Here is a 13,169-nt window from a genome sequence, read left to right as displayed (position 1 = left end):
TGTCGGCCCGACCTAACGTCACTCGAACCGCCGTCCCTGGTGGGAGTTCAAGGGCGAACGTTAGGTATCCACTCATGCTGACCATCCTCGGCTTCACCATGATCGCGACCTTCCTGGTCCTGATCATGATGAAGAAGATGTCGCCGATCGCGGCGCTGGTGCTGATCCCGGCACTCTTCTGTGTGTTCGTCGGAAAAGGCGCCCACCTCGGCGACTACGTCATCGAAGGGGTGGGCACCCTCGCGCCCACCGCCGCGATGCTGATGTTCGCCATCGTGTACTTCGGCGTCATGATCGACGTCGGCCTCTTCGATCCGGTCGTCCGGGGCATCCTCAAGTTCTGCAAGGCCGACCCGATGCGCATCGTCGTCGGTACGGCCCTGCTCGCCGCGATCGTCTCGCTGGACGGCGACGGCTCGACCACCTTCATGATCACGGTCTCGGCGATGTATCCGCTGTACAAGCGCCTCAAGATGAGCCTCGTGGTGATGACCGGTGTCGCCGCCACCGCCAACGGCGTGATGAACACCCTGCCCTGGGGCGGTCCGACGGCCCGCGCCGCCACCGCGCTCAAGCTCGACGCCGGCGACATCTTCGTCCCGATGATCCCGGCGCTCGCCGTCGGCCTGGTCGCCGTCATCGCCCTCTCGTACGTCCTCGGCCTGCGCGAGCGCAAGCGCCTCGGCGTGCTGAGCCTGGCCGACGTTCTGGAGACGGAGACGGAGACGGAGACGAGGACGGAGACGAGGACGGAGACGGAGACGGAGAAGGAGCAGCAAGGAGCCGGGACCGAGACGGTGCTGGTCGGTGCCGGAGCCGGTGCCGGTACAGCCGGCGGCTCGGGTGACGGCAAGGTGCGTTTCGCCAAGACCACGGGCGGCTCAGGCACCGGCACCGGCACCAACGCCCCGGCCGAGTCCGGCGGTGAACCCGACGTGGACGGCGTGGATGACGTGGACGGCGTGGACGACGTGGACGACGTACGCCTCCAGGGTCTGGACCCGAACCGCGCGACCCTGCGCCCCAAGCTGTACTGGTTCAACGCGCTGCTCACGGCGGTCCTGCTCACCGCCATGATCATGGAGCTGCTGCCGATCCCGGTCCTGTTCCTGCTCGCCGCGGCGCTCGCCCTGACGGTCAACTTCCCGAACATCCCGGACCAGCGTGAGCGTCTCGCCGCGCACGCCGACAACGTCCTCAACGTCTCGGGCATGGTCTTCGCCGCCGCCGTCTTCACCGGCGTCCTCCAGGGCACAGGCATGGTCGACTCCATGGCGAAGTGGCTCGTCGACGGCATCCCCGACGGCATGGGCCCGCACATGGCCATCGTCACCGGCGCCCTGAGCCTGCCGCTCACCTACTTCATGTCCAACGACGGCTTCTACTTCGGTGTCCTGCCGGTCCTCGCCGAGGCCGGTGCCGCGCACGGCGTCTCGCCGCTGGAGATCGCCCGCGCCTCCCTCGTGGGCCAGCCGCTGCACATGTCGAGCCCGCTGGTCCCGGCCGTGTACGTGCTGGTCGGTATGGCCAGGGTCGACTTCGGCGACCACACCAAGTTCGTGGTCAAGTGGGCCGCCCTCACCTCACTCGTGGTGCTCGGATCCGGAATCCTGTTCGGCATCATCTGAGCCGGTCCCGATCCCGGTCCCGATCCCGGTCCCGGTCCCGGTCCGGCCCCGGCCCCGGTCCCGGTCCCGGTCCCGGTCCGGCCCCGTACCCGACGCCCGGCCGGGAGGCCGATTCCAACCGATGGAGAACGACACCGTGAGGCCCGGTAGGAACCGCGGCTGGCTGCTCCGCCTGGTCATCGCCTTCAGCTTCGCGCAGGGGGCGGTGTCCATGGCACGGCCCGCCGTCTCCTACCGGGCCCTCGCGCTGGGCGCCGACGAGCGGGCGATCGGTGTGATCGCCGGGGTGTACGCGCTGCTGCCGCTCTTCGCCGCCGTACCGCTCGGCCGCAGGACCGACCACGGCCGGTGCGCCCCGCTGCTGCCGGTGGGCGTCGTCCTGATCGCCGGCGGCTGCGCCCTCAGCGGCACGGCCGACTCCCTCGCCGCGATGGCGGCCTGGAGCGGTGTGATGGGCCTCGGACACCTCTCCTTCGTGATCGGCGCCCAGTCGCTCGTGGCCCGCCAGTCCGCGCCGCACGACCAGGACCGCAACTTCGGCCACTTCACCATCGGTGCCTCGCTCGGCCAGCTCGTCGGACCGATCGCCGCGGGCGCCCTGATCGGCGGCCCCGACATGGCGGGCACCAGCGCCCTCGCCCTGCTGGTCGCGGGCGGCGTCGCGGCGTTCTCGTTCGTCTCCCTGTGGCGCATCGAGCACCGTACGCCGTCCATGTCCCGTACGGGACCGGGTGCACGCGTGCCCGTACACCGCATCCTGCGGACCCGGGGCGTACCCGCGGGCATCTTCATCAGCCTCGCCGTGCTCTCCGCGACGGACATCCTCACCGCGTACCTGCCGGTGGTCGGCGAACACCGGGGCATCGCGCCCTCCGTGATCGGCCTGCTGCTCAGCCTGCGCGCGGCGGCGACCATCGCCTGCCGCCTGGTGATGACGCCGATGCTGCGGCTGCTGGGCCGGGCCGCGCTGCTCACCACGACCTGTCTGCTGGCGGCCCTGCTGTGCGCCGCGATCGCGCTGCCCGTGCCGGTCTGGGCGCTCGCCGTGATCCTCGCCGCGCTCGGGTTCTGCCTGGGCGTCGGGCAACCCCTGTCGATGACCACGGTCGTCCAGGCCGCCCCGGACGGCTCCCGCTCCACCGCGCTCGCCCTGCGGCTGACCGGCAACCGGCTCGGCCAGGTCGCCGCGCCCGCCACCGCGGGCCTGATCGCCGGAGTCGCGGGTGTGGCCGCGCCGTTCGTGATGCTCGGGGCGCTGCTGCTCATCGCCTCGGGGCTGGGGTTGCGACAGGGCCGCCCGGCTGCCGGGCCCGCCGGGCCCCCTGAACCCGAAACGGTGACGGGCCGGGACGCGACCCCGCCCTCGCCTGAACTGGAGAAACGCCGAACGGGTCGCGGCGGCGCCTGAGTTGCGGCGATTCGAGGTGTTCAAAGGGTTCCCCGGGGCATGCGCGGTCCGTTAGCTTCCGTGACTCATAGGTCTCGTACGCATCCGGCGCATCCGGCACATCCGCGGCGTCCGCCATATCAGCCGTATCCGCCGTATCCGAACGAGCCCGTCCGACCGCGGAGCATCAGCGCCCCGTGAGCCCCGGGGGTCACGACTCATGCCACGTGCCGTCTCTCTTCACCAGGTGAGCAAGTCCTACACGCAAGGCGTCCGCGTGGTGCAGCGGCTGTCGCTCGACATCGAGCCCGGCGAGTTCCTGGTGCTCCTCGGCCCCTCGGGCTGCGGCAAGTCGACCGTGCTGAGGATGATCGCCGGACTTGAGGAGCCCACCGAGGGAGAGGTGCGGCTCGACGGGGAGTACGCGAACCATCTCGCGCCCGCCGAGCGGGACATGGCGATGGTCTTCCAGAACTACGCGCTCTACCCGACCATGAACAGCCGCGCGAACATCGGTTTCCCCCTGCGGATCGAGGATCCCGGCCGGGACCCGCGCCCGCGGGTGGAGGCCACGGCCCGGATGCTCGGCATCGAGGACCTCCTGGACCGTTTCCCCCACCAGCTCTCCGGCGGGGAGCGCCAGCGCGTGGCGATGGGCCGGGCGATCGCCCGGCACCCCTCCGCCTTCCTGATGGACGAACCACTGGCCAACCTGGACGCCAAGCTCCGCAGTCATCTGCGGGCCGAGATAGCCCGGCTCACCCGGGACCTGGACGTCACGACGCTGTACGTCACGCACGACCAGGCGGAGGCGATGTCGCTCGGTGACCGGGTCGCCGTCCTGCGCGGCGGTGTCCTGCAGCAGCTCGGTACCCCGCGTACGGTCTACGCGCTGCCGGAGAACGTCTTCGTCGCCGCGTTCATCGGCACCCCGAGGATCAATCTCCTGCGCGGTGTCGTCCTCGCCCCGCTCGACGGGGCCATGTCGATCGGCCTCGGCCGCCAGGCCCTCGTCCTGCCCGAACCGCTGACCCCGGACCACAGCCTGCTCCGGGTGCAGCAGGGCCGCGAGGTCATCGTCGGGCTGCGCTCCGAGGCCGTACGCCTCGCCCGGCCCACGCGGGCCCGGCCCGGGGAGGTGGCGATCAGCGGGCTCGTCGAGCATGTGGAGTTCCAGGGGCACGAGGTCCTGGTCCACCTCGACACCGGTTCACAGCCCGCGCTGGTACCGGATCTGGAGGCGCCGCGTCCGGTGGTGCGGCCGGGTGGGCGGCGCCGCCGGGAGGGCGGGGTGTTCGACCGGCTGCGGGGGCGGGCGGCCGGTGCGCTGCGGGCCGGGCCCGTCGTGGTGCTGGAGCACCCCGCTGACGCCTCCGCCGACGCCGGCGCGGAGCCGGACCGGCGCGAACCGGCGTCGGCGGAGGCGCGGTTGCCGGGGGACCTCATCGTCCGTACGACACCGGATCACACGCTTCGCCCTGGTATGCAGGTGCCGCTCCTCGTGGACCTCGCGCACCTGTTCGTCTTCGACCACGACGGCGTACGCATCTCGCCGACCCCGGCCAGACTCCCGAACCTGGAGAACTGAGCCCCACGACCGCTGCGGCCCCACAGCGCCCGATCACGCAGTTCCCCGCGCCCCCAAAAGACAACCCGTAAGGGGCGCGGGGAACGGCGCGAGCAACCACGACGCACGGGCACCAAGCAACACACCCCGACCCCCACCCCCTAAGGGGCGCGGGGAACGGCGCGGGCAACCACGATGGACCCGCACGTAGCAATGCACGCCCACCCCCTAAGGGGCGCGGGGAACTGCGCGACCAGCCGCGACCGGCCCGCACTGGGCAAACCCCGCTCGACCAGCCCCCGGGGGCGCCCGTACCCCTGGCGGTCAAAAACTAACACCGCTAGTTTGTAGCGCGACCGACAGCTAGGTTGGGCGGCGGACGACGACACCCCCACCCGCGGGAGGAACCCATGAAGGCACACGACGGCATGTACATCGACGGCGAATGGCGCCCCGCAGCAGGGACGGACACGATCGCCGTCGTGAACCCGGCCGACGAGCGGATCATCGCCCACGTCCCGGCCGGCACGATCGAGGACGTGGACGCCGCCGTACGCGCCGCCCGCACCGCCTTCCCGGCCTGGGCCACCACCCCCCAGGCCGAGCGAGCCGCACGGATCGGCGCCCTCCGGGACGTCCTCGTCGCCCGCAAGGACGAGATCGCCGAGACGGTCACCGCCGAACTCGGCTCACCGCTGAAGTTCTCCCAGGCCGTGCACGTCGGCGCCCCCATCGCGGTCGCCGGTTCGTACGCCGACCTCGCCGCCTCGTACGCCTTCGAGGAGAAGGTCGGCAACTCGACCGTCTACCTCGAACCCGTCGGCGTGGTCGGCGCCATCACGCCCTGGAACTACCCGCTGCACCAGATCGTCGCCAAGGTCGCCCCCGCCCTCGCGGCCGGCTGCACCGTCGTACTAAAGCCCGCCGAGGACACCCCGCTGACCGCCCAGCTCTTCGCGGAGGCGGTCCACGAGGCGGGCGTACCGGCCGGTGTCTTCAACCTCGTCACCGGCCTCGGCCCGGTCGCCGGCCAGGCGCTCGCCGAGCACGAGGGCGTCGACCTGGTCTCCTTCACGGGCTCCACGGCCGTCGGCCGGCAGATCGGCGCGACGGCGGGCGCGGCCGTCAAGCGCGTCGCCCTCGAACTGGGCGGCAAGTCCGCCAACGTCATCCTGCCGAGCGCGGACCTCGCCAAGGCCGTCAACGTCGGCGTCGCCAACGTGATGTCCAACTCCGGCCAGACGTGCAGCGCCTGGACCCGCATGCTGGTGCACGACTCCCAGTACGACGAGGCCGTCACCCTGGCCGCCGACGCCGCCGCGAAGTACGGCGAGCGCATCGGCCCGGTCGTCAACGCCAAGCAGCGGGACCGCGTGGTGGGGTACATCGAGAAGGGCGTCAGCGACGGCGCGCGACTGGTCGCGGGCGGCCCCGAACCCCGTCAGGAACAGGGCTACTTCGTCAGCCCGACCGTCTTCGCGGACGTCACCCCCGAGATGGCGATCGCCCAGGAGGAGATCTTCGGCCCGGTCCTGTCGATCATCCGGTACCAGGACGAGGCGGACGCGCTCCGGATCGCCAACGGCACGGTGTACGGGCTCGCGGGCGCCGTCTGGGCCGCGGAGGAGTCGGAAGCCGTGGCCTTCGCGCGACGCCTGGACACCGGGCAGGTCGACATCAACGGCGGACGCTTCAACCCCCGTGCCCCCTTCGGCGGTTACAAGCAGTCGGGCGTCGGCCGCGAGCTGGGCTCGCACGGACTGTCCGAGTACCTCCAGACCAAGTCCCTCCAGTTCTGAAGCCTCGATTCGAAGCCCCAGTTCTGCAGCCCCAGTTCTGAAGTCCCAGTTCCGCAGTTCCAGTTCTGATGTTCCAGAGTCCTAGGAGCGTTGTACGTCATGACCCGCGCCGCTGTGCTGCCCGCCGTCGGGGCTCCCCTGGAGATCACCGAGATCGACCTGCCCGAGCCCGGCCCCGGGCAGGTACGGATCCGCCTCGCCGCCGCCGGGGTCTGCCACTCCGACCTCTCACTGACCAACGGCACCATGAGACTGCCGGTACCCGCCGTGCTCGGCCACGAGGGAGCGGGGACCGTCGTCTCCGTCGGCCCCGGGGTCGAGCATGTCGCACCCGGCGACGAGGTGGTGCTCAACTGGGCTCCCTCCTGCGGGAGTTGCCACGCCTGCTCGCTGGGCGAGGTGTGGCTGTGCGCCGACGCGCTGGCGGGGGCCGCGAACGTCTACGCCCACCGCTCCTCCGACGGGACGGACCTCCACCCCGGCCTGAACGTCGCCGCGTTCGCCGAGGAGACGGTGGTGGCCGCCAACTGCGTACTGCCCGCGCCGGCCGGGATCCCGCTGGCGGACGCGGCCCTGCTCGGCTGCGCCGTACTCACCGGCTACGGGGCCGTGCACTACTCGGCCAAGGTCCGGCCCGGCGAGACCGTGGCCGTCTTCGGGGCCGGCGGGGTGGGACTCGCGGCGCTCCAGGCCGCGCGCATCGCCGGTGCCTCCACCATCGTGGCGGTGGACGTGTCGTCGGAGAAGGAGTCCCTGGCCCGCGCGGCCGGAGCCACCGAGTACGTGATCGCCTCGGACAACACGGCCCGCGAGATCCGGGGGCTCACCGGCAAGCACGGTGTGGACGTGGCCGTGGAGTGCGCGGGCCGCGCCGTCACGATCCGTACCGCGTGGGAGTCCACCCGCCGCGGCGGCCGTACGACGGTCGTCGGCATCGGCGGCAAGGACCAGCAGGTCACCTTCAACGCCCTGGAGATCTTCCACTGGGGCCGCACCCTCGCCGGCTGCGTGTACGGGAACTCCGACCCCGTCCGCGACCTGCCCGTCCTCGCCGAGCACGTCCGGGCGGGACGGCTGGACCTGAGCGCCCTCGTCACGGAACGGATCGCCCTGGACGGCATCCCGTCGGCGTTCGAGAACATGCTGGCGGGCAAGGGCGGGCGCGCACTGGTGATGTTCCAGGAGCCGGGGGACCGGCCCCTCGGCTGAACTACGGCTGAACTACGGCTGAACTACGGCTGGGCCACGGCTAGGCCCTGTCGGACTGCGGCTCGGGGCGGGTCTTCGGAGCCGCGCCGACCGCCGTGGCAGGAGGCGCGGCCGTGGCCGTCGCGGGCCGGGGTCCGGACCGCGACACCGCCACCCCCGCCAGACACACGAGTCCACCGACGAGCGTGATCCAGCCCGGCACCTCGTCGAGCGCCACCCACGACATCAGCACCACCAGCGCGGGCACCGCGTACGTCGTGGCTCCCATTCGCCCGGCCGTCGTACGCGCCAGTGCGAACGCCCACGTGGTGAAGGCGAGCGCGGTCGGGAAGACGCCCAGATACAGCATGTTGAGGGTCGCGGACAGCGGGGCGTCCCGGGCGTCGGAGACCAGCTGCCCGGCGAACGGCAGACAGGCCACCGCGCCGATCACACACCCGTACGTCGTCACCTGGAGCGCGGAGCCGTGCCGCAGGGCCGGTTTCTGGGCGACCACTCCGCCCGCGTACGCGACCGCGGCGAGCAGGCAGAGCAGCACGCCGAACACGGAGGCGCTGCCCTCGCCCGACATGGACAGGCCGACGACCGCCGCGCCGACGAAGGAGACGGCCATCCCGGCGAGCAGCCGCGACGGCAGGCCCTCCTTGAGCAGCCATCCGGCGAGCAGGGCCATGATCAGCGGCCCGATGTTCACCACGAGTGCGGCGGTGCCCGCGTCGACCTTCTGCTCGCCCCAGTTGAGGACCACCATGTACAGGCCGAACCAGAGCAGCCCGGACACCACGATTCCCGGCCAGGCCGCCCGCGCGGGGAGCCCTTCCCGGCGTATCAGGCAGATCACCCCGAGGACCAGCGCTCCGGCGAGAAGCCGGCCCAGCGCCAGCGCGCCGGGGGAGTAGGCCTCGCCGGCGCTGCGGATGGACACGAAGGCGGAGGCCCACAAGAGCACGGTTACGCCTGCCGCTGCGGCTGCGCGTGGGTCGGTCCGGCGGGGGGTCGGGCGAGGCTTCATCACGTTCCAGAGGCTAGGTGGGATGGCGGCGAAGGGCTCGCGGTTTTCGGACCGGGTGCCCTTGGCGGAGTGGCGGAGTGGCGGAGTGGCGGAGTGGCGGGGCGGCGGGGCGGGGTGGTGTTGTGTCCGCGGGCCCGGTGAGGGCTGGGCGCGCAGTTCCCCGCGCCCCTGAGAACGGGGCTGTGCCCCGGTCTTGCATGCACTCAGCGCAGGGTCTCCGCCTGGATTCCCAGTAGTTGTGAGAGCACCTGTTCGCCGGTGTCCGTCACCTTGACGGCTCGCTGCGAGCCGATGCGTACGCACCAGTTGGCGGCCAGGGCGTGTTGGCAGAACGCGGCGCCCGCGATTCCCGCCAGGTGGGGACGTCTTTCCGTCCAGTCCAGGCAGGCGCGGGCGAGCGGGCGCCGACCGGTGCGTACGAGAGGGATGCCGACACCCTCGAACCAGCCCACGCCCTCGTCGGTGAGCGCGAACCCGGTGTCCTGGCGGAGCAGTCCGAGGCCGGTCAGCGCGTCGGTGACCGCGATGCCGAGGCGGCCGGCCAGATGGTCGTAGCAGGTGCGGCCGCGGGCCATCGCGCTGCCGGCACCGGCCTCGCGCAGCGTGCGCGGCTGAGCGGCCGCCGTCGGTGGGACCTGGGCGGCGAGATCCTCGACGAGCTGGGCGACCCGGGCGTCGGCCAGCCGTACGTACCGGTGCCGCCCCTGCCGCTCCTCGGTGAGCAGCCCGCCCGCGACCAGCTTGCCCAGGTGCTCGCTGGCCGTCGACGCGGCGACCCCGGCGTGCCGTGCCAGTTCCCCGGCGGTCCAGGCCCGCCCGTCGAGCAACGCCAGCAGAAACCCGGCCCGCGTCTCATCGGCGGCAAGCGAGGCGAGGGCGGCGAGCCCGGCGGCCCCGGCCCCCGCACGAGAGAAGGTCATGCCCCCATCATGAGCGCCCCACACTTCGGCCACCGCCGAAGAATGTGGCGGCGCCTCCAGGGCGCGAGGGCCTTCAAGGGGCGCGGGGAACAGCCCAGTCTTGCGCCTTGGCCCTTGAGGGGCGCGGGGAACGGCGCGCTCGCCCCCACCGGCCCGCACCGTGCATCGGCCTACTCACGCAACCCCGCGTACTGCGACGCCAACCCGTCCAGCAACGCGGTGAGCCCCGTCTCGAAGGCCCGCTCGTCGATCTTCTCCTGCTGCTCGGCCAGAAGATGCGCCTGCCCGAGATGCGGATAGTCCGCCGGATCGTACGCCGTCTCGTCGTCCACGAACCCCCCGGCGAACGACGACAACGCGGACCCCATCACGAAGTACCGCATCACCGCCCCGATGGACGTCGCCTGCGCCGCGGGCCACCCCGCGGCGACCATCCCCCCGAACACCGCGTCCGCGAGCCGCAGCCCGGCCGGCCGCCGCCCCGGCCCCCGCGCCAGCACGGGAACGATGTTGGGGTGGTCGCGCAGAGCGGCCCGGTAGGACACGGCCCAGTCGTGCAGCGCGGTCCGCCAGTCCCGCCCGTCCTCGAACATCGACAGGTCGACCTGCGCGCTCACGGAGTCCGCGACGGCCTCCAGGATCTGGTCCTTCGTACGGAAGTGGTTGTAGAGGGACGGGCCGCTCACCCCGAGCTCAGCCGCCAGCCGCCGCGTGGAGACCGCGGCGAGCCCCTCCGCGTCCACCAGTGTCCGTGCCGCCGCGACGATGCGGTCGGTGCTGAGGAGGGGCTTGCGCGGTCGGGCCATGGCCCACATAGTAGGGCTGCGCATCACAAACTAGCAGTGCTAATTAAAAGCAGGGGTTGATCACAGTGAACCTGGAACTCAGCGCGGAGCAGACCGCCGTCCGACGGCTGGCCAGGGACTTCGTCGCGCGCGAGATCACCCCGAACGTGATCGCCTGGGACCGCGCGGAGGACGTCGACCGCTCGATCGTCAAGAAGCTCGGCGAGGTCGGCTTCCTCGGCCTCACCGTCGACGAGGAGTACGGCGGCTCCGGCGGCGACCACCTCGCGTACTGCCTGGTGACGGAGGAACTGGGCCGCGGCGACTCCTCGGTCCGGGGCATCGTCTCGGTCTCGCTCGGTCTCGTCGCCAAGACCATCGCGTCCTGGGGGACCGAGGAGCAGAAGCGCCAGTGGCTGCCGGGCCTCACCTCCGGCGGGTACGTGGGCTGCTTCGGCCTCACCGAACCGGGCACCGGCTCCGACGCGGGCAACCTCTCGGCGAAGGCGGTGCGGGACGGCGACGAGTACGTCGTCAGCGGCAGCAAGACGTTCATCACCAACGGCACCTGGGCGGACGTCGTCCTGCTCTTCGCCCGCTCGACCGACGCCCCCGGCCACAAGGGTGTCTCGGCCTTCCTCGTGCCCACGGACAGCCCCGGTCTGACCCGCCGCGCCATCCACGGCAAGCTCGGACTGCGCGGCCAGGCCACCGCCGAGCTGACCCTGGAGGGCGTCCGTGTACCTGCCTCGGCGATGCTCGGCCCCGAGGGCAAGGGCTTCGCCGTCGCCATGTCCGCGCTGGCCAAGGGCCGGATGTCGGTGGCGGCGGGCTGCGTGGGCATCGCCCAGGCCGCACTGGACGCCGCCGTGACGTACGCGACCGAGCGCGAGCAGTTCGGCAAGGTCATCGCCCGCCACCAGCTCGTACAGGAACTGCTCAGCGACATCGCCGTGGACGTGGACGCGGCACGGCTGCTCACCTGGCGCGTCGCGGATCTCGTCGACCGCGGGGAGCCGTTCGCCACCGAGTCCTCGAAGGCCAAGCTCTTCGCCTCGGAGGCCGCGGTGCGCGCCGCGAACAACGCCCTGCAGGTCTTCGGCGGCTACGGCTACATCGACGAGTACCCGGTCGGGAAGCTGCTGCGGGACGCCCGGGTCATGACGCTCTACGAGGGCACCAGCCAGATACAGAAGCTGGTCATCGGCCGCGCGCTGACCGGCGTTTCGGCCTTCTGAGTACGCAACCTGAGAGCGCAACCTGAGTACGCAACCTGAGTACGCGACTTGAGTAGCTGAGCGGATGTGGTTCCGGCCACCTGCGCCGACTCTGGTCGCATGAGTGAGACACAGGTCAAGCAGCAGTCCACCGCCGCCTTCTACGGCCAGGCGGTCCTTTCGTTCGCCGTCGCCATCGTCGCCACCGCCATCGGCATCTTCAAACTGGAGGCCGACACCTGGGTGCGCGCCTTCCTGGGGATCGCCGTGCTGTACCTCGTGACCTCGGCGTTCACCCTCGCCAAGGTGATCCGGGACCGGCAGGAGGCCGGGCAGATCGTCAGCCGAGTCGACCAGGCCCGCCTGGAGAAGCTCCTCGCGGAACACGACCCCTTCGACAAGCTGTGAGTCCGGCGGGAGCCGAGTTGGATGCCGACAGCTCTGAGCGGGCACTCTAAGCGCTCGCTCAGTATCGGAGGTATGGTGTTCGTTCTGTCACTGGAAGGGGCGAACGGGCGATGAGTACGGCGGAGGAGACGGCCGGCGGCGAGCTGCAGCCGTGGGCCGAGGTCACCCCTGACGCGGCCCGGCGGCTGCTCGTCGCCGCGGTGGAGGCCTTCGCCGAGCGCGGGTACCACGCGACGACGACCCGTGACATCGCGGGCCGGGCGGGGATGAGTCCGGCCGCGCTCTACATCCACTACAAGACCAAGGAAGAGCTGCTCCACCGGATCAGCAGGATCGGCCACGAGAAGGCCCTCGGCATCCTGCGGACCGCGGGCGCCCGCGAGGGCAGTCCGGCCGAGCGGCTCGCCGACGCCGTGAGCTCCTTCGTCCGCTGGCACGCCGGCGGACGCACCACCGCACGGGTCGTGCAGTACGAACTGGACTCGCTCGGCGCCGATGCCCGCGCGGAGATCATCGCCCTGCGCCGCCAGGTCGACGCCGAGGTGCGCGCGATCATCGAGGACGGCGTGGCCGCGGGTGACTTCGACGTCCCCGACATGCCGGGCACCACGCTCGCGGTGCTCTCCCTGTGCATCGACGTGGCCCGCTGGTTCAACGTGAACGGCCCCCGCACCCCGGAGATGGTCGGCGACCTGTACGCGGACCTGGTCCTGAGGATGGTCGGCGCCCGCTCGCACGCTTAGCGGCACGGGGCTGCCGCGGGCCGGGGGATCTCTGCGGGCCCGGTGGGGGCTGGTCGCGCAGTTCCCCGCGCCCCTCAAGGCGGGCTGTCGCCCTGCCCGAGGGGTGTCTGCGGTTCCGTTGTGGCTGGGCCGGGCCGCAGCCCCCAGGGGCGCGGGGAACTGCGCGGTCAGCCTTCGCCGGCCCCGCGGACACTCTCGGACCGCCGATAGCTTGCCTGCCTTTCAGGGGCGCGGGGAACTGCGCGCTCAGCCCTCACAGGGCCCGCAGGCAACCCCGGCCGCCGGTAGCCTGCCTGCCTTTCGGGGGCGCGGGGAACTGCGCGCTCAGCCCTCACAGGGCCCGCGGGCAACCTCCGACCGCCGGTAGCCTGCCTGCCTTTCAGGGGCGCGGGGAACTGCGCGCTCAGCCCTCACAGGGCCCGCAGGCAAACCCGACCGCCGGCAGCCTGCCTGCCTTTCGGGGGCGCGGGGAACTGCGCGGTCAGCCCCCACCG

At 71.8% G+C, this 13,169-nt stretch carries 11 protein-coding genes; 8 read left to right on the top strand and 3 right to left on the bottom strand.

Annotation, left to right across the window (positions count from 1 at the left end):
• Nucleotides 1-74: 74 nt before the first annotated feature.
• The 5 genes from ACIOKD_RS11585 (at nt 75) to ACIOKD_RS11565 (ending at nt 7,590) form a co-directional block, all read left to right on the top strand.
• On the top strand, nt 75-1,628 hold the full coding sequence (locus ACIOKD_RS11585; RefSeq protein WP_402081468.1) for a CitMHS family transporter: 1,554 nt from the start codon (nt 75-77) through the stop codon (nt 1,626-1,628).
• 136 nt (nt 1,629-1,764) lie between these two features.
• Nucleotides 1,765-3,036: an MFS transporter gene (locus ACIOKD_RS11580; RefSeq protein WP_402081466.1), complete on the top strand. Its 1,272-nt coding sequence runs from the start codon at nt 1,765-1,767 to the stop codon at nt 3,034-3,036.
• 199 nt (nt 3,037-3,235) lie between these two features.
• Nucleotides 3,236-4,603 (top strand): ABC transporter ATP-binding protein, encoded by a 1,368-nt coding sequence (locus ACIOKD_RS11575; RefSeq protein WP_402081464.1) that lies wholly within the window; start codon nt 3,236-3,238, stop codon nt 4,601-4,603.
• 389 nt (nt 4,604-4,992) lie between these two features.
• A complete protein-coding gene (locus ACIOKD_RS11570) occupies nt 4,993-6,381 on the top strand; it encodes an aldehyde dehydrogenase family protein (RefSeq protein WP_402081462.1) in 1,389 nt (462 codons plus the stop codon).
• A gap of 99 nt (nt 6,382-6,480) precedes the next feature.
• Nucleotides 6,481-7,590, top strand: a complete 1,110-nt coding sequence (locus tag ACIOKD_RS11565; RefSeq protein ID WP_402081460.1) for a Zn-dependent alcohol dehydrogenase — start codon at nt 6,481-6,483, stop codon at nt 7,588-7,590.
• Nucleotides 7,591-7,630: 40 nt separating this feature from the next.
• On the opposite strand, the gene ACIOKD_RS11560 is transcribed toward ACIOKD_RS11565, so the two are convergent.
• The 3 genes from ACIOKD_RS11560 to ACIOKD_RS11550 form a co-directional block, all read right to left on the bottom strand.
• Entirely contained in the window at nt 7,631-8,602 is a 972-nt protein-coding gene (locus tag ACIOKD_RS11560) for a DMT family transporter (RefSeq protein WP_402081735.1), read from the bottom strand.
• 203 nt (nt 8,603-8,805) lie between these two features.
• Nucleotides 8,806-9,522: an ArsR/SmtB family transcription factor gene (locus tag ACIOKD_RS11555; RefSeq protein WP_402081458.1), complete on the bottom strand. Its 717-nt coding sequence runs from the start codon at nt 9,520-9,522 to the stop codon at nt 8,806-8,808.
• Between the two features lie 170 nt (nt 9,523-9,692).
• Nucleotides 9,693-10,328: a TetR/AcrR family transcriptional regulator gene (locus ACIOKD_RS11550; RefSeq protein ID WP_402081455.1), complete on the bottom strand. Its 636-nt coding sequence runs from the start codon at nt 10,326-10,328 to the stop codon at nt 9,693-9,695.
• 65 nt (nt 10,329-10,393) lie between these two features.
• On the opposite strand from ACIOKD_RS11550, the gene ACIOKD_RS11545 reads away from it, so the two are divergent.
• The 3 genes from ACIOKD_RS11545 to ACIOKD_RS11535 all read left to right on the top strand — a co-directional run bounded on the left by ACIOKD_RS11545 (nt 10,394) and on the right by ACIOKD_RS11535 (nt 12,675).
• Entirely contained in the window at nt 10,394-11,545 is a 1,152-nt protein-coding gene (locus ACIOKD_RS11545) for an acyl-CoA dehydrogenase family protein (protein ID WP_402081732.1), read from the top strand.
• A gap of 99 nt (nt 11,546-11,644) precedes the next feature.
• Nucleotides 11,645-11,932: a YiaA/YiaB family inner membrane protein gene (locus ACIOKD_RS11540; protein ID WP_267025559.1), complete on the top strand. Its 288-nt coding sequence runs from the start codon at nt 11,645-11,647 to the stop codon at nt 11,930-11,932.
• 110 nt (nt 11,933-12,042) lie between these two features.
• Nucleotides 12,043-12,675 carry a TetR/AcrR family transcriptional regulator gene (locus ACIOKD_RS11535; protein ID WP_402081451.1) on the top strand — a complete coding sequence of 211 codons (633 nt, stop codon included), beginning with the start codon at nt 12,043-12,045 and terminating at the stop codon, nt 12,673-12,675.
• Nucleotides 12,676-13,169 lie beyond the last annotated feature (494 nt).

This window comes from Streptomyces sp. NPDC087844 (assembly GCF_044742785.1).
Lineage (GTDB): Bacteria > Actinomycetota > Actinomycetes > Streptomycetales > Streptomycetaceae > Streptomyces.
Note: the sequence above shows the minus strand (reverse complement) of the source record. Positions and strands in the feature narration are given on the sequence as shown.